Consider the following 18,330-nt stretch of genomic DNA (forward strand, 5'->3'; position numbering starts at 1 on the left):
CGTGGCGCGTCGCCCGCCTTGGACGCGCCACGGACGCACACCACCCCTCAGGCCGGGCGGCCGCGGCCTTCCCGCAGCAGCCGGACCAGCGCGTTGGTGGAGGAGTCGGAGTCGTACTCCGGCGCCGTCTCGCTCTGCAGCTTCGGCGCCAGCTGGCTGGCCATGACCTTGCCCAGCTCCACGCCCCACTGGTCGAACGAGTTGATGCCCCAGACGACCCCCTGGGTGAAGACCCGGTGCTCGTAGGCGGCGACCAGCTGCCCGAGCGCCGACGGCGTCAGCTTGGGCGCGACGATCGCGTTCGACGGGTGGTTGCCCGGCATGACCTTGTGCGGGACGACGTCCGGCGCCGTCCCCTCCGCGGCGACCTCCTCGGCCGTGCGGCCGAAGGCCAGTGCGCGGGGCTGGGCGAGGAAGTTGGCCAGGAACAGGTCGTGCATGCCGTCGAGGTCGTGGTTCGGCTGGGCGAAGGCGAGGAAGTCGGCCGGCACCAGCACCGTGCCCTGGTGCAGCAGCTGGTAGAAGGCGTGCTGGCCGTTGGTGCCCGGCTCGCCCCACACGATCTCCCCGGTGGCGACGTCGACCGGTGAGCCGTCGAGGGTGACCGACTTGCCGTTGGACTCCATGCACAGCTGCTGCAGGTAGGCCGGGAAGCGCGCCAGGTACTGCGAGTAGGGGAGCACCGCCTGGCTCTGCGCGCCGAAGAAGTCGACGTACCAGACCGAGATCAGGCCCAGCAGGGCCGGCAGGTTCTCCTCGTACGGCGCGGTGCGGAAGTGCTCGTCGACGGTGTGGAAGCCGTCGAGCATCTCCCGGTACTGCTCCGGCCCGATGGCCACCATGAGCGAGAGGCCGATCGCCGAGGTGAACGAGTACCGGCCGCCGACCCAGTCCCAGAAACCGAACATGTTCTGGGTGTCGATGCCGAACTCGGCGACCTTCTCGGCGTTGGTGGAGACGGCGACGAAGTGCTTGGCGACCGCCTTCTCGTCGCCCCCGTGTCCCCCAGATGCCAGCCCCTCGACCAGCCAGCGGCGGGCCTCCTTGGCGTTGGTCAGCGTCTCCTGGGTGGTGAAGGTCTTCGACGCCACGATGAACAGCGTGGTGGCCGGGTCGAGGTCACGGGTCGCCTCGGCCAGGTCGGTCGGGTCGATGTTGGAGACGAACCGGAAGGCCAGCGACCGGTCGGAGTGGTCGCGCAGCGCCAGGTAGGCCATGGCCGGCCCGAGGTCCGAGCCGCCGATGCCGATGTTCACCACGGTCCGGATCCGCTCGCCGGTGTGCCCGGTCCACGCCCCGCTGCGCACCCGGTCGGCGAAGTCGGCCATCCGGCCGAGGACCTCGTGCACCTCGGCGTTGACGTCGTGCCCGTCGACGACCAGGCCGCTGGTGCGCGGATCGCGCAGCGCCACGTGCAGGACGGCGCGGTCCTCGGTCACGTTGATGTGCTCGCCGCGGAACATCGCCTCGGTGCGCTCGCGCAGGCCCACCCGCTCGGCCAGCGCCGCGAGCAGCCGCACCGTCTCGCGGGTCAGCCGGTTCTTGGAGTAGTCGAGGTACAGGTCGCCGGCGGTGACCACCAGCTCGGTGCCCCGCTGCGGGTCCTCGGCGAACAGGTCGCGCAGGTGCCGGTCGCGCACCGCGCGGTGGTGCTCGGCCAGCGCCTGCCACTCCGCGCTGTTCGTGATGCCCATGGACCCCTCCTGCTCATGGCCGACGGATCGGCTGCCGACGCACCTACCCTGCCGGGACGCGGCCCCCGGGGCGACTCCGGGAGACCCGGGGTCTCACATGTCCCGGTAGCGCGCGGCTGCGTCCAGCTTCTCCCTCAACATCTCCGGTGTGACCTGACGCCCGGGCCACGTGGGGTACTCAGAGCCAGGGACCGCGTACGGCTGGACGTACGCCGCAGTGTCGCGCTGGTAGCGCCAGCCCTCGGAGAGCGGGCCGACGTCGTAGGCGTCGTAGCCGATCGAGTCGAGGAACCCGGCCACCGTCCGCTTGGCCGCCTCGTCGTCCCCGGCGATCGGCAGCACGGAACGCTCGGGGTGACCCGCCGGGCGCTGGAGGCTGCCGAGGTGGCTGACGTAGATGTTGTTGAACGCCTTGACGACGCGCGACTCCGGGAGATGCGCCTGCAGCAGCTCGCTGGTCGTCGTCGACTCGTCGTCGAGCTCGGCGATGTGCCCGTCGCGCTCCGGGTAGTAGTTGTTGGTGTCGATGACCACCTTGCCGCGCAGCGGCTCGGCCGGCACCTCGCGGTAGGCCTTCAGCGGGACGGTCACCACGACGATGTCACCGGCCGCGGCGGCCTCGGCCGCGGTGGCCGCTCGTGCGTGCGGGCCGAGACGATCCACGAGGTCGGTGAGGGTCTCGGGTCCACGGCTGTTGCTGAGCACGACGTCGTGGCCGGCGTCGACCGCGAGCCGGGCGACGGTGCTGCCGATGTTCCCGCTGCCGATGAGTCCGATGGTCGTCACGTACGCCGCAAGCCGTGCTCCGGCGGAGCCATTCCCGCACGGCGTCGTCAGGGCCACGCTCGCAGCTCACATACCGACCCGAACCCCTCGATCACGTCGCGGGCTGACCCTGAGCGGGCCGCTCGGGGCGACGGCGCGGTCCACGAGACGTGATGAGCGCCGAGGAGGAACGGCGCCCGCCGGCGGGGAACCGCAGGGTCTCCTGGGTCGAGCGCTACCTTCCGGGCGGTGTTCCTGCCCTGATCGGCGCGGCCGAGAGCGGGGTCGCCGGCCCACGACCGGGAGATCGTCATGAGCATGCTGATCGCTCGCGCCGGCGCCACCCGGCTGCTGGACCTCCGAGCGATCGCCGTGGCGCTCGCGACCGTGGCCGTTGTCGGGACCCCGTGGTGAGCGCTGCTCCACGCTGGGCCGGTGAGCGCCCCTGCACCACCGAGCGGGCGGCGGCACTGGTCGCGGCCGCCTTTCCCCCGCTGCGCGGCCTGCCCGTGGTGCCGCTGGCCGAGGGATGGGACAACACCGTCCACGTCGTCGGCGACAGGTGGGCCTTCCGGTTCCCCCGTCGAGCGGTGGCACTTCCGGGATTCCGCCGGGAACTGGCCGTTCTGCCGCAGCTGGCTCCACTCGTTCCGCTGCCGGTCCCCGTGCCGGAGTTGGTCGCCGTCGACGACGACCCGGCCGATCCGTGGCCGTTCGCCGGCGCCCGGCTCCTGCCCGGTCGGGAACTGGCCGAGGCCGGCCTCTCCGACGCCGCGCGGACGGCCGCGGCGCGCGCAGTGGGCGGCTTCCTCCGGGCGCTGCACGACGGCCGGACACGAGCGGCCGTGGACGTCGAACTGCCGGTGGACCCCATGCGCCGGGGAGAGCCGCGGGCCCGCATGGACGACACCCGCGAGCACCTGCGGAGGCTGGTCACGGACGGGATCTGGGCAGGGGATCGGGCCGTCGAGGCCGTTCTGCGCTCGGCCGAGCGGCTGGGGGCACCGACCGGCGACCCGGTCCTGGTCCACGGTGACCTGCACGTGCGGCACCTGCTCCTCGACCAGCAGGGCAACGCCGTCGGGGTCATCGACTGGGGCGACGTCTGCCTGGCCGACCCAGCCGTGGACCTGGCGCTGGCCTACACGGCCTTCGTCGGGCCGGCGCGGGTGGCCTTCTTCCGGGCGTACGGCGAGGTGGACGCCGAGCGGGAGCTGCGGGCCCGGGCGTTGGGCGTTCGCCTGAGCGGGTTCCTGGCCGCCTACGCCGCCGCGGTGGACCGTCCCGCGCTGCTCGCCGAAGCCCTCGCCGGGCTGCGCCGAGCGGCCGATCGGCCGTCGCGCGACGGGAGGTCCTGACGCGATGTGGGCGCGGGGCAGCGCACTCGGAGTCACGGTTCGCGGCTGGTCATCGGGAGGAGCGCGGCGACATGGCACCGCAGGCTGACGGCACCGACGAGGAGCGCCGCGACCACCAGCTCCAGGAGATCACGGTCGGAGCGCTGGAACCGCACAACGCCTCGATCACCCTCGCGCCGTACGACCCCGACTGGCCTCGGTTGTTCAGCCGCGAGGCCGACCGCCTGCGCTCGGTGCTCGGCAACGAGGCGCTGCACATCGAGCACGTCGGATCGACCTCGGTCCCCGGTCTGATGGCCAAGCCCATCATCGACATCCTGCTCGTCGTGCCGGATTCGGCTGACGAGCCGAGCTATGTGCCGCATCTGCAGGCGGCCGGCTACGTCCTGCGGATCCGGGAGCCGGAGTGGTTCGAGCACCGCCTGTTCAAGGGTCCGGACACCAGCATCAACCTGCACGTCTTCAGCTCGGGTGCGGCCGAGGCGCAGCGGATGCTCCGCTTCCGGGACCGACTGCGCGACGACGACGTGGCGCGGGAACGCTACGCGCGCACCAAGTGCGACCTCGCCGAGCGGACCTGGCGGCACGTGCAGGACTACGCCGACGCCAAGACCGCCGTGGTCAACGAGATCCTCGACGATGCGGGGGGCACACCGGCTCCGCGCCCATAGCCGACGGCGGGTCGAGGGTGTCGGGGGTGTCGTCGGCCAGGCCGAGCACCAGCTCGGCCTCGTAGGCGGCGTCCATCGCCTGGCGGGCCTGCAGCCGGCGCAGCTCGGCGGCCTTCTCCGCCCGGGTCAGCACGCCCACCGGCAACCGGGCGCTGCTCGGCGGCCGGTCCAGCAGCCGGACCACCAGCGCCGCCTCGATCGGCGTGCGCAGGGAACCGGCCGACGTCATGGATCGAACATACGTACGGGGTGCGACAGGTCCGGCCCGCTGAGCAGGTTTGTCGACCGACCTGCCGGACGTTCCCAGTCGGCCAGGCTTCGCAGGGGCCGGGGAGCCGCGGTCAGTGGCGGGCTCCGGCAGCGCGGGCGGCACCCGTCGTCGCCTCGGTCACCAGCCGCGGCCGGCCGGCGTACAGCCCGGCCGCGAGCTGCAGGACCTGCAGGACGGCCAGGACGGCCAGCCCCGCGCGCCACCCGCCGGTCGCGTCGTGCAGCAGGCCGACGGCCAGCGGGCCGGTCGCGGCCAGCAGGTACCCGACGCTCTGCGCGGCCGCCGACAGCCGGCCGGTCTGGGCGACGTCCCGGGTGCGCACCAGCACCAGGGTCAGGGCCAGCGGGAACGCCGTCCCCGTGCCCAGGCCCCACAGCACCGCCCACACCGCCGGGGCGGCCGTGGGCGCGACGAGCAACCCGAGGACCCCGACGGTCGACAGCAGCGTCGCGCCGATCACCCACCCGACCTGGGACCGCGCCCGCGCCGCCAGCGGCGGGACGACGAGCGCGCAGGGCGCACCGAACGCGGCTGCGGCGGCCACGAGCGCCCCGGCGCTGACCGCGGACGTGCCGGCGTCGTCCTCCAGGACGTCGGCCAGCCAGGTGAGCATCACGTAGAAGGCGAGCGACTGGAGGCCGAAGAAGACCGTCACCGCCAGTGCCACCCGGTCGCGGAGGACGGCGACCACGGGCGGGCGGGCCACCCGCGAGCCGGCCGCGGGCCCGCGGCGCCGGGCGAGCAGCGCCATCGCGGCGGCCGCGAGCAGCACCGGCGCGAGCCACACGGTCAGCCCGGCGACCGCGCTGCCGGTCGCCGTGGTCAGCGGCTGGGCCAGGCCCGCGCCGAGGCTCGCCGAGAACCCCATCGAGGCGGTCGCCGCGCCCAGCACCGGTGCCGCGCGCTTCCCGTACGCGGCCCGCGCGGCCGCCGGGACCAGCACGTTGCCCACCGCGATGCCCGCCGACAGCAGCACGGTCCCGGCGTAGAGACCCCAGGTGCCGGCCGTGCGCAGGGCGATCCCGGCGGCGAGCACGGCCAGGCCGGCCAGGACGGCGCGCTGGACGCCGAGCCGGGCGGCCAGGGCGGGCGCGACGGGGGAGACCAGGCCGAAGCAGACCAGCGGGAGCGCCGGCAGCACCGACAACGCGGCCTGCGGCACGGACAGCTCGGTGCCCAGCTCGCCGAGGACCGGCCCGACGGCGGAGAACGGCGCGCGCAGGCACAGGGCGGCCAGCACCAGAGCGGCGGCAGGGGCGAGCACCACCCACCAGCGGCGTGGGGAGCCGGATCGGGTCGCCGGGTCGGCGGTTCGCACGCGCGTTACTCCCTGGGGATCGGGGACCGGTGATGGGAGGACCTGATCGTCGCGCAGCGCGGGCCGGCCGCTCTCGGCGGTGGCCGGGCAGCCGCTCGGAGGTGACCCGCCGCCCAGTGGTGGACGTGCCGTTCCGGTGGTCGGGCGTCACCCCTTCCGCGGTGGCGCCACGACCAGCGCGACGCCGGCAGCGGTGACCCCGATCCCCACGAACGACAGCCCGCTGACCCGCTCGCCGAAGAGCAGGTACGCCTCGACGGCGGTGGCCACCGGCACGAGGTAGTACAGGCTGGAGACGCCGGCGGCCGTGCCCCGGCGGAGCAGCAGGAGCAGCAGCAGGACTGCGCCGATCGACAGGAACAGCACCAGCCAGACGAACGCGGCGACGAACTCAGCGGTCCACCGGATCGACATGTCCTCGGTCGCCACCGCGACCGCCAGCAGCACGGCCGCGGCCGCCGCGTACTGGACCGCCGTCCCCCAGACCAGCGGGATGCGGTCGCCGTGCCGCTTCTGGTAGACGGTGCCGAGCGTTCCCGAGGCCAGTGCCACCAGGCACGCGACGAGACCGGCCACCGGGAGCGGCTGGGCCGAGCCGGCCTCGCCGACGCCCGGGCCGACGACCAGCGCGACGCCCCCGACGCCGAGCGCCAGCCCGAGCCACTGGCGCGCCGTGGGCCGCTCGCCGAGCACCCGCGCGGCCAGGACGGCGGTGAGCACCGGTTGCAGGCTCACGATCACCGCCGACACCCCCGCGGGCACACCCAGCGAGATGCCGTAGAAGACGCCGCCCAGGTATCCGCCGTGCAGCAGCAGCCCGGCGATCGAGGCGCGGCCGTACTGCGGGCGGGAGGCCATGGCGGCCGAGCGCAGCGCGACGGCGAGGAGGCCGAGCAGGGCCGCGGCGACGCCCAGGCGCAGGCTGAGGAAGGTGAAGGGCTCGGCGTAGGGCAGCCCGTACTTGGCGCCGACGAAACCGGTGCTCCACAGCAGGACGAACAGCGCCGGTCCACCCAGGGTCTGGACCCGCGAGGTCGTCCCCGTCATCGGCTCAGTCTGACGACGCCGGGTCGCCACCCCCGGGAGGTGCTCCGGAGTCGGCCGTTAAGCGGCACGAGGCATCCCGTGCTCTCACGCGCGGGGCGCGGGCTCAGGGGGGAGAAGACGGCGCATCAGGACCCGGGGGAACCCACCTGCGACGGCGTCGGTGTCCGCGGCCTTGGTGAACCCGGCCTGCTCGAACAGGCTCCGGGTACCGACGAAGGCCATGGTCGAGTCGACTCTCCGGCCCCTGTTGTCAGCCGGGTACCCCTCGACGGCGGGAGCGCCCTGGGACGCGGCGTAGTCCACCGCCCCCCGGACGAGCGCGTGCGCGATGCCCCTGCCGCGATGACCTGGACGCACGCGGATGCACCACAGGGACCACACGGGCAGGTCGTCGACGTGGGGGATCTTCCTGGAGCGCTCGAAGGGCAGGTCCGCCCGCGGCGCGACCGCGGCCCAGCCGACCACCTCGCCTCCGTCGTACGCGAGCACTCCCGGGGCGATCGGGCGGCCGGTCAGTTCGCGGACGTACTCACGGCGTGCCGGTCCGACGAGCTCCCGGTTGGTCCTCGAGTCGAGTCGGTGGCTCAGACACCAGCACACGTTGGAGGTCGGGTTCTTGGGACCGAGCATCGTTGCGACGTCGTCGAACCGTGTCCTCGTCGCCGGCTCGATCTCGACACCCACTCGTGCACGCTAGCGCCGGCGGCAGTACCGGACCATGCCCGTCGGTGCAGCCCGAGGGGAGGACGACGGACAGCCGTGCGGTGCCCGTGACGTGAGGGGCCGCGACGGGACAGGGGGCCGCTGCGGGGACCGATGACCCGTCCGTCGCTCTCCGGTCCAACCTGCATGACGTACCAGACGGTCACCTCCGCTGACGGCACCTCCATCGCCTACGAGGTCTTCGGCGCCGGCCCGCTGCTGATCGCGGTCTGCGGTGCCACGTGCGACCGCGCCCTGATGCGTCCCACGGCCCAGGCGCTCGGCGAGCACTTCACGACCGTGAACTACGACCGGCGAGGTCGCGGCGACAGCGGCGACACGCTCCCGTATGCCGTCGATCGCGAGATCGAGGACATCGCCGCGTTGATGGACCGGGTCGGCAGCCCGGCCCACCTCTACGGGCACTCCTCGGGCGCCGGCCTGGTGCTGCATGCCGTTGCTGCCGGCCTGCCCGTCGACGCGTTCGTCCTGCACGATCCGCCCTACTCACCCGACGACGCGTCCTCGCGGGACGAAGCGCGCCGCTACGGACACACCATCCGCAGGCTGCTCGCGCAGGACAGGCGTGCCGATGCGATCGAGACCTTCTGCCGCCTCACCGGGATGCCGGACGACGTGATCGAGGGAATGCGGGGGACGCACAGGTGGGCGGAGTTGACCGCGCTGGCGCCCACCCTCGCGTACGACTCGGCGGTGATGGGCGACATCGAGAACGGTGGCGCCGTCCCGGAGGACGTCGCAGCCCGAGTTCCTCGGCCCGGCGTCGTCCTGGTGGGTGGCGAGAGCCCCCCGTTCATGAGGGAGGTGGGCCGGCGGCTGGCACACCTGCTGCCCGAGGGCCGTTCCCACGTGATCGAGGGGTACGGCCACGTCGTACCGCCGGACGTGCTCGCACCGGTGGTCGCGGAGCACCTGCGCGACTGAGCCGCTCGGTGACACAACGAGCCGACCAGCCGGCAGGTACGGCGTCCAGGCGACGCCGTACCCGGCGGGCGGATCCGTCAGCCCTCCTCAGCGGGGGACGACGGCGCCGCGGAAGCGCAGCGTCTGGCCCGGGCGGAGCTGGCCGCAGCGGTCGACGTCGGCGTCCTCGACGTAGCCGATGACCGGGTAGCCGCCGGTCACGGGGGCGTCGGCGAGGAAGAGCACCGGCTGCCCGGACGGCGGCACCTGCAGTGCGCCACGCACCATGCCCTCGCTGGCCAGCTCGCCGGTCCGCGACCGCTCCAGGGCGACGCCGGCCAGTCGCAGGCCGATCCGGTTGCTCTCGCCGGTCACCTCCCAGGCGGTCGTGGTCAGGACCGCCGCGGCCTCGGAGGCGAACCAGTCGGCGCGCGGGCCGGGCAGCACCCGCACCGTCACCTCGCCGCCGGGCGGGTCGGGCACCGGCGCGAGGTCGACCCCTGGCATCGGCCCCGTGGGCTCGCCGACGGGCAGCACGTCGCCGGCGGAGAGCGCCGGCGGGCCGAGGCCGGAGAGCAGGTCGGTCGAGCGGCTACCGAGCACCGGCTCGACGGCGATCCCGCCGCGGACGGCGACGTAGGTGCGCAGGCCCGTCGGCGGCAGGCCCAGCCGCAGCTCGCGCCCGGCCCGCAGTGCCGTCGGGGCGTTGTGCGCGCCGGAGCACCGGGCGCCGGTCGTGGCCACCACCAGGTCCGCGCCCGCCCGCAGCACCAGCCCGCCGAGGGTCACCTCTAGCACGGCGGCGTCCGGGTCGTTGCCGACCAGCCGGTTGGCCAGCCGCGCGGCGGCCCGGTCACAGGCGCCGGACCGGCCGACGCCGAGTGCGCCCTGCCCGGGCCGGCCGCCGTCCTGGACGGTGGTGAGCGGGCCGGTCGCCAGCACGGTGAGGGAGCGCGTCGCTGCGTCCTGCGACGTGGCGCGGCCGGTCACGGGACCTCCGTGAAGCGGACCCGGACACCGGGGCGCAGCAGCGCCGCCGGCTCGCGGTCGACGTCGAAGACGGCGACGTCGGTGCGGCCGATGAGCTGCCAGCCGCCCGGTGACTCCCGCGGGTAGACGCCGCTGAACTCGCCGGCCAGGGCCACCGAGCCGGGCGGCACCTTGGTCCGCGGGCTGGCCCGGCGCGGGACGTGCCACGGCTCGCCGTCGGGGGTGAGGTAGCCGAAGCCGGGGGCGAAGCCGCAGAAGGCGACGGTCCACTCCGTGCCGGTGTGCCGGCGCACCACCTCGCCGGGGTCCACGCCCAGGTGCGCGGCGACGTCGGCCAGGTCGGCGCCGTCGTAGGCGACCGGAAGCTCGACCAGCTCCCCACCGTCCCGCCGGCCGGAGCGGGGCGTCGTCCGCCGCACCGCCTGCTCCACGGCCGCGAGGCCGGTCACCGCGGGGTCGGTCACCAGCAGCACGGTGCGCGCCGCGGGGACGACGTCCACCACCCCCTCGACCGGCTCGGCCGTGAGCGCGGCGTACAGCCCGAGGACCTCGTCGAGGCCGTCGAGCTCGACCAGCAGCGCGGTCGACCCGCTGGGCAGGACGCGCATCAGTCGGCGAACGGCGCCAGCGAGATCCCGGCCGCGGTGAGGGCCTCGCGCACCTGCCGGGCGATCGCCACTGCGCCGGGGGTGTCGCCGTGGACGCAGATCGAGTCCGGCGCCAGCCGCAGCAGGCCGCCCTCGACGTCGGTGACCGGCTCGCCGGTGGCCATCGCGACGCAGCGGCGGGCGATCTCGTCGGGGTCGTGCAGCACCGCGCCGGACAGCCGGCGGGAGACCAGCGTGCCCTCGGGGGTGTACTCGCGGTCGGCGAACGCCTCGGCCACCGTCGTCAGCCCGGCCTCGTCGGCCAGCCGCAGCCAGGCCGAACCGGGCAGGCCGAGCACCGGCAGCTCGCGGTCGTAGTCGACCACCGCCCGCACCACCGCCGCCGCCTGCTCCTCGTGGCTGACGATGGTGTTGTAGAGCGCGCCGTGCGGCTTGACGTAGCGCACCCGGGTGCCGGCGACCCGGGCGAAGGCCTCCAGCGCGCCGATCTGGTAGAGCACGTCCGCGGTCAGCTCGTCGGGCTCGACGTCGACGAAGCGGCGGCCGAAGCCGGCCAGGTCGCGGTAGGAGACCTGCGCGCCGACGGCCACCCCGGCCTCGGCGGCGCGGGTGCACACCCGCCGCATGATCGACGGGTCCCCGGCGTGGAAGCCGCAGGCCACGTTGGCGCTGGTGACGACGTCCAGCAGCGCCTCGTCGTCCCCCAGCCGCCACTGGCCGAAGCCCTCACCGAGGTCGGAGTTGAGGTCCATCCCGACAGCCTCCCTCACGAGAACAGCGCGATGACCGGGCGGACCGAGTTGACCGCCAGGTAGATCGTCAGCAGCCACGCCGTCCAGCCGACCACGAGCAGCCACCGCGGGTAGCGGTACCCGTGCATCAGGTCCGACCGGCGGGTGGCCACCCAGAGGATCACCGCGATCCCGATGGGCAGCAGCAGCCCGTTGAACGCGCCGGCGAAGACCAGCAACGTGGTCGGCGCCGCGCCGATGAGCAGGAACGCCAGGGTGGTCACGGCGATGAAGCCGACGACCAGCAGCGTGCGGGTGCGGTCGCTGGTGCGGGTGCGGGAGGTGATGAAGGAGATCGTCGTGTAGGAGGCGCCGATGACGCTGGTGATCGCCGCGGCCCACAGCACGACGCCGAAGACCCGCAACCCGACCTCGCCCGCGGCGATCTGGAAGGCGTTGGCCGCCTGGTTCTCGGTGCCGAGGTCGGCGCCACCGGCCACCACGCCCAGGATGGCGAGGAAGAGGACGACCCGCATGATCCCGGTGATCACGATCCCGGTGACCGAGCCGCGGGTGATGTCGCGGACGTGCTCCCGGCCGGTCACCCCCGAGTCGAGCAGCCGGTGGGCGCCGGCGTAGACGATGTAGCCGCCGATCGTGCCGCCGACCAGCGTGGTGATCGCCAGGAAGGAGACCTCCTCGGGGAGGACGACGTTGCGCAGCGCCCGGCCCACCGGGGGGCCCGAGGTGATCGCGATGTAGGCCGTCAGCACGATCATCAGCAGGCCGAGGACGACGACGATCCGGTCGACCGCGACCCCCGCCCGGCGGCTGAGGAAGATGCCGATGGCGATCACGGCGGAGATCGCGCCGCCGATCCTCGGGTCCAGCCCGAGCATCGCGTCGAAGCCGAGGCCCGCGCCGGCGACGTTGCCGATGTTGAACACCAGCCCGCCGATCAGCAGGAAGGCGGCCATCACCCAGCCGAGGCCGGGGGCGACGAGGTTGCCCAGCTCCTGGGCCCGCCGGCCGCTGACCCCGATCACCCGCCACACGTTCAGCTGCAGCGCGATGTCGATGACGATCGACACGGCGATGGCGAAGGCGAACGCGGCGCCCAGCTGGACGGTGAACGTCGTCGTCTGGGTGATGAAGCCGGGGCCGATGGCCGAGGTGGCCATGAGGAACATCGCGCCGAGCAGGGTCGAGCGCGTGCCCGCGGCCATGCGGCCGCTCGTCGGGGCCGCGGTGGCGGGGGCGGGTTCGTGGCTCTGCGACATGGGCTTCTCCACGACGGCGGGGATCCGACGCTAGGGGCCCTTGCAGGTGGCGGCAACGCGAGGGCGGACGGCGCTCCGGTCGCGCCCGCGGCCGGCCGCCCGGGGACGATCATGGTGTCGGCGCGGCGACACGCCGGGGCTCGTCCGCGTGTCGCCCCCGCAGCTCCATGATCGTCTGCGGGTCGGACAGGACGGTGGGCCAGGGGGCAGAAGGGGGCCTGCGGGCGAGCCCGGCGGGGGGACCATGGGGGCATGACGATGCTGCGCCCCGCCGCCGACCCCGCGGCCGCCCGTGAGCACTACCGCGCCGGCCTGGCCGTCCCGTCGTCGGGCTGGGCGCCCGGCTTCACCCAGGCCAACCTCGTCGTCGTCCCGCAGGACTGGGCCTACGACGTGCTGTTGTTCGGGCAGCGCAACCCGAGGCCGGTGCCCCTGCTCGACGTCACCGACGCGGGGTCGACGTCCACCGCGCTGGCGCCGGGGGCGGACCTGCGCACCGACCTGCCGCGCTACCGGGTGTGGCGGGACGGCGAGCTGGTCGACGAGCCGACCGACGTCGTCGACCTGTGGCGCGACGACCTGGTCGCCTTCCTCATCGGGTGCAGCTTCAGCTTCGAGACCGCATTGCTCGACGCGGGTGTGCCGGTGCGCAACATCGAGCAGGGCCGCAACGTGTCGATGTACCGCACGAACCGGGACTGCCGCCCCGCCGGCCGGCTGTCCGGGCCGCTGGTGGTGTCGATGCGGCCGGTGCCCGGCGAGCTGGTGGCCGCCGCGGTGCAGGTGACCGCCCGGATGCCGCAGGTGCACGGGGCGCCGGTGCACGTCGGGGTGCCCGAGGCCCTGGGCATCGCCGACCTGGGCGCCCCCCACTTCGGCGACCCGGTCGAGTTCGCCGAGGGCGACGTCCCGGTGTTCTGGGCCTGCGGGGTCACCCCGCAGGCGGCGCTCATGGCCTCCCGGCCGCCGTTCGCGATCACCCACGCACCGGGGCACATGTTCGTCACCGACGTCCCCGACGCGGTCTACCGGCAGTAGCAAGGACCCCGTCCTCCCCACCGCTCGCGAGCTCGCGGCGGGACCCGGGACGGGGCGGGCCGACCCCTGCAGGGGGGTTGTCAGTCCGTGCCCGACTCCATCGCGGCGCGGTCGAGCAGCTGCTCGTCGGCGGCGACCGTGCCGCGGGAGGCGATGGCCTCCGCACCCCCGGCGTCCATGGCGCCGATCAGCCCGGTCGAGGCCGCCTGCGCGGCGCCGATCAGCTGCGGGTGCCCGCTGCCGACCATGCCGAGGGCCGCGTACTGCTCGAGCTTGGCCCGGGAGTCGGCGATGTCGAGGTTGCGCATGGTCAGCTGGCCGATCCGGTCCGACGGTCCGAAGGCGGAGTCCGCGGTGCGCTCCATCGACAGCTTGTCCGGGTGGTAGCTGAACGCCGGTCCGGTGGTGTCGAGGATCGAGTAGTCCTCGCCGCGCCGCAGCCGCAGGGTGACCTCGCCGGTGACCGCCGTCCCGACCCAGCGCTGCAGCGCCTCCCGGAGCATCAGCGCCTGCGGGTCCAGCCAGCGGCCCTCGTACATGAGCCGGCCCAGGCGCCGGCCCTCGCTGTGGTAGGTGGCGAGGGTGTCCTCGTTGTGGATGGCGTTGACCAGCCGCTCGTAAGCCGCGTGCAGCAGCGCCATGCCGGGGGCCTCGTAGATGCCGCGGCTCTTGGCCTCGATGACGCGGTTCTCGATCTGGTCGGACATGCCCAGCCCGTGCCGGCCGCCGATCGCATTGGCCGCCAGCACCAGGTCGACGGCGGTGTCGAACGTCTTGCCGTCGATCCTCACCGGCCGGCCCTGCTCGAAGCCGATCGTCACGTCCTCGGGCTCGATGTCGACCGCCGGGTCCCAGAACCGCACGCCCATGATCGGCTCGACGATCTCGACGCCGGTGTCGAGGTGCTCGAGGGCCTTGGCCTCGTGGGTGGCGCCCCAGATGTTGGCGTCGGTGGAGTAGGCCTTCTCCGCGCTGTCCCGGTAGGGCAGGCCGTGCGCGGTCAGCCACTCCGACATCTCCTTGCGGCCGCCGAGCTCGGTGACGAAGTCGGCGTCCAGCCACGGCTTGTAGACCCGCAGCGAGGGGTTGGCCAGCAGGCCGTACCGGTAGAACCGCTCGATGTCGTTGCCCTTGAAGGTGGAGCCGTCGCCCCAGATCTGGACGTCGTCCTCGAGCATGGCGCGCACCAGCAGGGTGCCGGTGACCGCGCGGCCCAGCGGGGTGGTGTTGAAGTAGCTGCGCCCGCCGGAGCGGATGTGGAAGGCCCCGCAGGTCAGGGCGGCCAGGCCCTCCTCGACCAGCGCCGCGCGGCCGTCGACCAGCCGGGCGATCTCGGCGCCGTAGGCCGTGGCGCGGCCGGGCACCGAGCTGATGTCGGGCTCGTCGTACTGGCCGATGTCGGCGGTGTAGGTGCAGGGGACCGCGCCCTTGTCGCGCATCCACGCGACCGCCACCGAGGTGTCGAGACCACCGGAGAAGGCGATCCCGACGCGTTGGCCGACGGGCAGGGACGTGAGCACCTTGGACACACGAGGAAGTATGCACGACGGTGAATGGTCATGCGGGCGCGGGTCGGGGAGGCTGCGCCGAGCGGGCTCCCGCGCCGAGTGCGCAGGTGCGGTCGCCGGGCGCGGCGCGTCCTCGCGTGTCGCCGACCGCAGCTGCTCACTCGACCTCGGAGACGCAGGCGCTCACGTGCGGACGACGTCGTAGCGGACGCAGACGAACTCGCCGTTGACCGCCTCCTCGACCCGGGTCAGCTCCAGCCGACGCGGCAGCAGCGGCGCCCCGCCGCCCAGGGTCACCGGGGCGATCGCCACGACCACCTCGTCGAGCAGGCCCCGGTCGGCGAACTGGCCGGCGAGGTCGCCGCCGCCGACGATCCACACGTCGCGGTCCCCGGCGGCCGCGACCATCTGCGCGTGCACCTCGGCGACGTCGGCCGCGGTGAAGCGGATGTCCGCGCCCGGGTACGCGCTCAGCTGCCGGTGCGTGAACACCCACGTGGGCACGCTGTAGGCCCACGAGTCCGGGTCGTGCTCCCGCACCCACTGGTAGGTCGTGGCGCCCATGGCCAGCGCGCCGATCCGCTTCTCGAACTCCGCGTACCCCATCGGGCCGTGCTCGTCGGAGTGCCGGGAGAGCAGCCAGTCCAGCGAGTTGCGCTGATCGGCGATGAAGCCGTCGAGGCTGGTCGCGGTGTAGTAGACGGTGCGCGTCATCGGTCCCTCCTGGTCAGCCACTCGATGGGGTCCCCGTGGTCGACGGCCAGGCCGGCGTCCCGGAGCAGGTGGCGCACCAGCAGCCGCCGGTGCGCCGAGAAGGTGAGGACGTGGGCGACGACGCTGCCGAGGACGAAGGTCTCCGGCGGCTCGCACAGCGCGTCGACCAGCCGGTCACCCCACGCGCCGCGGCGGGCGACGTCCCGGACGGCGGCCAGCCAGCGGGGCGCCACGGCGTCGTGCCGGGCCAGCAGGGTGCCCGGGTCGTCGGCGCCGCGGGCGGGGTGCCCGGCGCCCTCGATCGAGGCCAGCCACACCTCCTTGCTCCACACCAGCGCGTCCAGGACCGCGGCGACCGACTCCTCGGGGCCGTCCCATGGCAGCACCGAGAGCCCGGGCAGCCGGGCGCGCCGGTAGGCGTCGTCCGGCAGCTGCTTGGCCACCTCGAGCAGGGCGCGGGTGTCCTCGACGTCGTGGTGCACCAGCAGCGCGGTCACCTCGTCCGGAGCGCCGCGCCGTCCCTCGTCGGCGACCCACAGCGAGGTCGGCGGGTGGAAGTGGATGCCGTTGGGCGCGGGCAGCCAGTGCTCGTCGCGGGTGCGTGGGCGGTCGTCGTCCGGGGTGCCGGGGGAGCGGCCGTAGGCGCGGGCGAAGGCGCGGGCGAAGCCCTCGACCGATTCGTAGCCGGCGGTGAAGGCGGCCGCGGTGACGCTCGACCCCTCGCGCAGCTGCCACGCCGCGCGCTCCAGCAGCACCCGGCGGCGCAGGGCCACCGGAGGCTCCCCGGCGCCCCGGCTCACCTGCCGGGCGAAGTACCAGGGACTGGCGAAGGCGTCGCCGGCCATGTCGGGCAGTGTGCGGTTGTCCTCGTCGAGGACGGCGTCGAGCAGTTCACGCAGGCGGTCCCGCCCGGGGAGGGGGTCGTCGTCGGCCACGTCAGTGAGTCTGGCCGGGGACGGCGGCCCCGCGCCCGACCGTTCTTGCCCTCCTGCGCCACCGCGAGGCGCGCGGCGGCCGCTGGATGACGCTCCCGGCCGGGGATAGCGTGATCGCGTGGCCGATCGCGTCCCCGGGAACGCCGACCGGTGGCCAGCGGGCACCGTTCCGTCCTTCTCCGACCCCGGGCTGCTCGGTGTTCTGGAGGGCGCGCCGGTCGAGGCCCTCGACGACCTGGCCTTCGGGCTCATCACCATGGACCGCCACGGCGTGGTCCTGCACTACAACGCCGACGAGTCACGACGGTCGGGGCTCAGCCGCGAGCGCGTGGTGGGACGCGACTTCTTCAGGACGGTCGGTCCCTGTGCCGACCACCCCCTGGTGGCCGGGCGCTTCACCCGGGCTGCCGAGGCGGGACGCACGCTGGACGAGGAGCTCGACTTCACGTTCACCTTCCGGATGCGGCTGTCCCCGGTCCGGCTGCGCCTGCTCGCCGCAGCCGGGTCCCCACGGCAGTACCTCGCGGTCCGCGACCCATGAGCGCGGGAGAAGAGCTGGAGCGCATGTACCGGTTCTTCTACCTGTGCCCCGTCGGGTTGATCGAGGTGGACGGCGCCGGCGCCGTGCAGCACGTCAACCCGGCTGCGGTGCGGATGCTGACGCCCGTGGACGGCGACCTGCCGGCGCAGGACCTGGTGCCCGCCCTGGACCGCCTCGCGCCGGGCCTCGGGGCGCTCCTGGACACCCGACCGGAGCACCTGGGTCAGCTCGCGCCCGGCCGTCGCATCGAGCTCCCGGGCTCCTCGGCGGACACGGCGGTCCACGTCGAGGTGCAGCTCCACCGGGTCGATCCGGATCGGGTCGTGGTGCTGCTGCAGGACGTGTCGGCCGAGCACCGGCTCGCCGAGCGTGAGCACGAGATCGCCGTGGAGCTGCAGCGCTCCCTGCTGCGGCAGGTCGACGTCCCCGATCTGCAGACCTGCCACGTCTACCGTGCCGCCGAGCCGGAGCTGGAGGTCGGCGGTGACTGGTACGACGTCATCACCTTGCCGCAGGGCGCCGTCGGCCACGTGGTCGGTGACGTCGTCGGACACGGCGTGCACGCCGCCGCGACGATGGGCCAGCTGCGCAGTGCGCTCCGGGCACTGGCACCCGCCTTCCCCGACCCCGCGGAGTTGCTGGGGCGCGTCGCGGCCTTCGCCGAGACCATCTCCGGCGCGGCCTGCACGACCGTCGCCTACGCGGTGCTCGACCCCGGGGACGGCCGGCTGACCTACGCCTGCGCCGGGCACCCACCGCCCCTGCTGATCGGGTCCCACGGCACCAGCCGCTTCCTCGAGGGCGGCCGGAGCCTGCCGCTGGCCAGCCTGCCCGGGCCCCGGATCGTGTCCGCGCACGACCGGCTGACCGCCAGCGACGCGCTGCTCCTCTACACCGACGGGCTGGTCGAACGACGGGGACAGGACCTCGGCGCCGGGCTCGACCGACTCCGCACCGCCGCGCAGTCCCTGTCCGGAGCACCGGCCGACCAGCTGTGCGACCTCCTGGTCGCCGACATGACCGGGGACGACCCGCTGCACGACGACATCTGCATGCTGGCGGTGCGCTGGACGCCGCCCGACGACCTCGCTGCGGCCTCGGCGGGGAGCCGCGGGCGGCCTCGGCGGCTGACCCGCGCGACCGACCCGGCCGGTCGTCCCCGCTCCGTCGTGAGACGGACGTCCGCCTGGCGGTGACCTGCGGGTACGGCGTCGGCCATGCCGCGAACCGACCGC

19 protein-coding genes are annotated in these 18,330 nt (G+C 74.1%); 6 read left to right on the forward strand and 13 right to left on the reverse strand.

Going from position 1 to position 18,330, the window contains the following annotated elements; genetic code table 11:
* Positions 1–47 precede the first annotated feature (47 nt).
* Together pgi and ACWIX7_RS23195 are read right to left on the reverse strand one after the other, a co-directional pair.
* Complete coding sequence (gene pgi, locus ACWIX7_RS23190; RefSeq protein WP_448618754.1) at positions 48–1,694, reverse strand: glucose-6-phosphate isomerase; 1,647 nt, start codon at positions 1,692–1,694, stop codon at positions 48–50.
* A 93-nt stretch (positions 1,695–1,787) separates the two neighbouring features.
* Positions 1,788–2,480: an NADPH-dependent F420 reductase gene (locus ACWIX7_RS23195; protein ID WP_448618755.1), complete on the reverse strand. Its 693-nt coding sequence runs from the start codon at positions 2,478–2,480 to the stop codon at positions 1,788–1,790.
* A 389-nt stretch (positions 2,481–2,869) separates the two neighbouring features.
* Here ACWIX7_RS23195 and ACWIX7_RS23200 point away from each other — a divergent pair, with 389 nt between their 5' ends.
* Together ACWIX7_RS23200 and ACWIX7_RS23205 are read left to right on the forward strand one after the other, a co-directional pair.
* A complete protein-coding gene (locus ACWIX7_RS23200; protein ID WP_448618756.1) occupies positions 2,870–3,817 on the forward strand; it encodes a phosphotransferase in 948 nt (315 codons plus the stop codon).
* A gap of 71 nt (positions 3,818–3,888) precedes the next feature.
* Positions 3,889–4,488 carry a GrpB family protein gene (locus tag ACWIX7_RS23205; protein WP_448618757.1) on the forward strand — a complete coding sequence of 200 codons (600 nt, stop codon included), beginning with the start codon at positions 3,889–3,891 and terminating at the stop codon, positions 4,486–4,488.
* Here ACWIX7_RS23205 and ACWIX7_RS23210 read toward each other — a convergent pair.
* The 4 genes from ACWIX7_RS23210 to ACWIX7_RS23225 form a co-directional block, all read right to left on the reverse strand.
* Positions 4,439–4,717, reverse strand: coding sequence for a hypothetical protein (locus ACWIX7_RS23210; RefSeq protein WP_448618758.1), 279 nt, complete (start codon positions 4,715–4,717; stop codon positions 4,439–4,441). The two genes, ACWIX7_RS23205 and ACWIX7_RS23210, sit on opposite strands and share 50 nt — an antisense overlap.
* Before the next feature lie 112 nt (positions 4,718–4,829).
* Complete coding sequence (locus ACWIX7_RS23215) at positions 4,830–6,077, reverse strand: MFS transporter (protein ID WP_448618759.1); 1,248 nt, start codon at positions 6,075–6,077, stop codon at positions 4,830–4,832.
* A 147-nt stretch (positions 6,078–6,224) separates the two neighbouring features.
* Positions 6,225–7,124: a DMT family transporter gene (locus tag ACWIX7_RS23220; RefSeq protein ID WP_448618760.1), complete on the reverse strand. Its 900-nt coding sequence runs from the start codon at positions 7,122–7,124 to the stop codon at positions 6,225–6,227.
* 84 nt (positions 7,125–7,208) lie between these two features.
* Entirely contained in the window at positions 7,209–7,808 is a 600-nt protein-coding gene (locus ACWIX7_RS23225; RefSeq protein ID WP_448618761.1) for a GNAT family N-acetyltransferase, read from the reverse strand.
* Positions 7,809–7,973: 165 nt separating this feature from the next.
* Here ACWIX7_RS23225 and ACWIX7_RS23230 point away from each other — a divergent pair, with 165 nt between their 5' ends.
* On the forward strand, positions 7,974–8,771 hold the full coding sequence (locus ACWIX7_RS23230) for an alpha/beta fold hydrolase (RefSeq protein ID WP_448618762.1): 798 nt from the start codon (positions 7,974–7,976) through the stop codon (positions 8,769–8,771).
* A gap of 87 nt (positions 8,772–8,858) precedes the next feature.
* Here ACWIX7_RS23230 and ACWIX7_RS23235 read toward each other — a convergent pair whose 3' ends face one another.
* Genes ACWIX7_RS23235 through ACWIX7_RS23250 form a run of 4 tightly spaced genes read right to left on the reverse strand, consistent with a single transcriptional unit; the run spans position 8,859 to position 12,359 of the window.
* Positions 8,859–9,740 carry a 5-oxoprolinase subunit C family protein gene (locus ACWIX7_RS23235; RefSeq protein ID WP_448618763.1) on the reverse strand — a complete coding sequence of 294 codons (882 nt, stop codon included), beginning with the start codon at positions 9,738–9,740 and terminating at the stop codon, positions 8,859–8,861.
* Positions 9,737–10,348 carry a 5-oxoprolinase subunit B family protein gene (locus tag ACWIX7_RS23240; protein WP_448618764.1) on the reverse strand — a complete coding sequence of 204 codons (612 nt, stop codon included), beginning with the start codon at positions 10,346–10,348 and terminating at the stop codon, positions 9,737–9,739. Before ACWIX7_RS23240 ends, ACWIX7_RS23235 begins: the two co-directional genes overlap by 4 nt.
* Positions 10,348–11,118: a LamB/YcsF family protein gene (locus tag ACWIX7_RS23245; RefSeq protein ID WP_448618765.1), complete on the reverse strand. Its 771-nt coding sequence runs from the start codon at positions 11,116–11,118 to the stop codon at positions 10,348–10,350. The genes ACWIX7_RS23240 and ACWIX7_RS23245 overlap by 1 nt, the downstream gene beginning before the upstream one ends.
* Positions 11,115–12,359 (reverse strand): NRAMP family divalent metal transporter, encoded by a 1,245-nt coding sequence (locus ACWIX7_RS23250; RefSeq protein WP_448618766.1) that lies wholly within the window; start codon positions 12,357–12,359, stop codon positions 11,115–11,117. Before ACWIX7_RS23250 ends, ACWIX7_RS23245 begins: the two co-directional genes overlap by 4 nt.
* 252 nt (positions 12,360–12,611) lie before the next feature.
* Between ACWIX7_RS23250 and ACWIX7_RS23255 the strand changes: the two genes are divergently transcribed.
* Complete coding sequence (locus ACWIX7_RS23255) at positions 12,612–13,397, forward strand: putative hydro-lyase (protein WP_448618767.1); 786 nt, start codon at positions 12,612–12,614, stop codon at positions 13,395–13,397.
* A gap of 80 nt (positions 13,398–13,477) precedes the next feature.
* Here ACWIX7_RS23255 and argG read toward each other — a convergent pair whose 3' ends face one another.
* From argG to ACWIX7_RS23270, 3 genes are all read right to left on the reverse strand, one after another.
* Entirely contained in the window at positions 13,478–14,926 is a 1,449-nt protein-coding gene (gene argG / locus ACWIX7_RS23260; RefSeq protein WP_448618768.1) for an argininosuccinate synthase, read from the reverse strand.
* A gap of 162 nt (positions 14,927–15,088) precedes the next feature.
* Positions 15,089–15,619: a dihydrofolate reductase family protein gene (locus ACWIX7_RS23265; protein ID WP_448618769.1), complete on the reverse strand. Its 531-nt coding sequence runs from the start codon at positions 15,617–15,619 to the stop codon at positions 15,089–15,091.
* Entirely contained in the window at positions 15,616–16,554 is a 939-nt protein-coding gene (locus tag ACWIX7_RS23270) for a helix-turn-helix domain-containing protein (protein ID WP_448618770.1), read from the reverse strand. The genes ACWIX7_RS23265 and ACWIX7_RS23270 overlap by 4 nt, the downstream gene beginning before the upstream one ends.
* Before the next feature lie 118 nt (positions 16,555–16,672).
* Between ACWIX7_RS23270 and ACWIX7_RS23275 the strand changes: the two genes are divergently transcribed.
* Together ACWIX7_RS23275 and ACWIX7_RS23280 are read left to right on the forward strand one after the other, a co-directional pair.
* Positions 16,673–17,095 (forward strand): PAS domain-containing protein, encoded by a 423-nt coding sequence (locus tag ACWIX7_RS23275; protein WP_448618771.1) that lies wholly within the window; start codon positions 16,673–16,675, stop codon positions 17,093–17,095.
* Positions 17,092–18,291 carry a PP2C family protein-serine/threonine phosphatase gene (locus ACWIX7_RS23280; RefSeq protein WP_448618772.1) on the forward strand — a complete coding sequence of 400 codons (1,200 nt, stop codon included), beginning with the start codon at positions 17,092–17,094 and terminating at the stop codon, positions 18,289–18,291. Before ACWIX7_RS23275 ends, ACWIX7_RS23280 begins: the two co-directional genes overlap by 4 nt.
* The last annotated feature ends 39 nt before the right edge of the window (positions 18,292–18,330 follow it).

The organism is Geodermatophilus sp. URMC 65 (assembly GCF_053502545.1).

What these genes read in the sequence shown, in the direction of transcription:
- ACWIX7_RS23240 (WP_448618764.1), bottom strand. Translation starts at nt 10,348, where the DNA reads ATGCGCGTCCTGCCCAGCGGGTCGACCGCGCTGCTGGTCGAGCTCGAC.
- ACWIX7_RS23220 (WP_448618760.1), bottom strand. Translation starts at nt 7,124, where the DNA reads ATGACGGGGACGACCTCGCGGGTCCAGACCCTGGGTGGACCGGCGCTG.
- ACWIX7_RS23250 (WP_448618766.1), bottom strand. Translation starts at nt 12,359, where the DNA reads ATGTCGCAGAGCCACGAACCCGCCCCCGCCACCGCGGCCCCGACGAGC.
- pgi (WP_448618754.1), bottom strand. Translation starts at nt 1,694, where the DNA reads ATGGGCATCACGAACAGCGCGGAGTGGCAGGCGCTGGCCGAGCACCAC.
- ACWIX7_RS23230 (WP_448618762.1), top strand. Translation starts at nt 7,974, where the DNA reads ATGACGTACCAGACGGTCACCTCCGCTGACGGCACCTCCATCGCCTAC.
- ACWIX7_RS23210 (WP_448618758.1), bottom strand. Translation starts at nt 4,717, where the DNA reads ATGACGTCGGCCGGTTCCCTGCGCACGCCGATCGAGGCGGCGCTGGTG.
- ACWIX7_RS23265 (WP_448618769.1), bottom strand. Translation starts at nt 15,619, where the DNA reads ATGACGCGCACCGTCTACTACACCGCGACCAGCCTCGACGGCTTCATC.
- ACWIX7_RS23205 (WP_448618757.1), top strand. Translation starts at nt 3,889, where the DNA reads ATGGCACCGCAGGCTGACGGCACCGACGAGGAGCGCCGCGACCACCAG.
- ACWIX7_RS23280 (WP_448618772.1), top strand. Translation starts at nt 17,092, where the DNA reads ATGAGCGCGGGAGAAGAGCTGGAGCGCATGTACCGGTTCTTCTACCTG.
- ACWIX7_RS23255 (WP_448618767.1), top strand. Translation starts at nt 12,612, where the DNA reads ATGACGATGCTGCGCCCCGCCGCCGACCCCGCGGCCGCCCGTGAGCAC.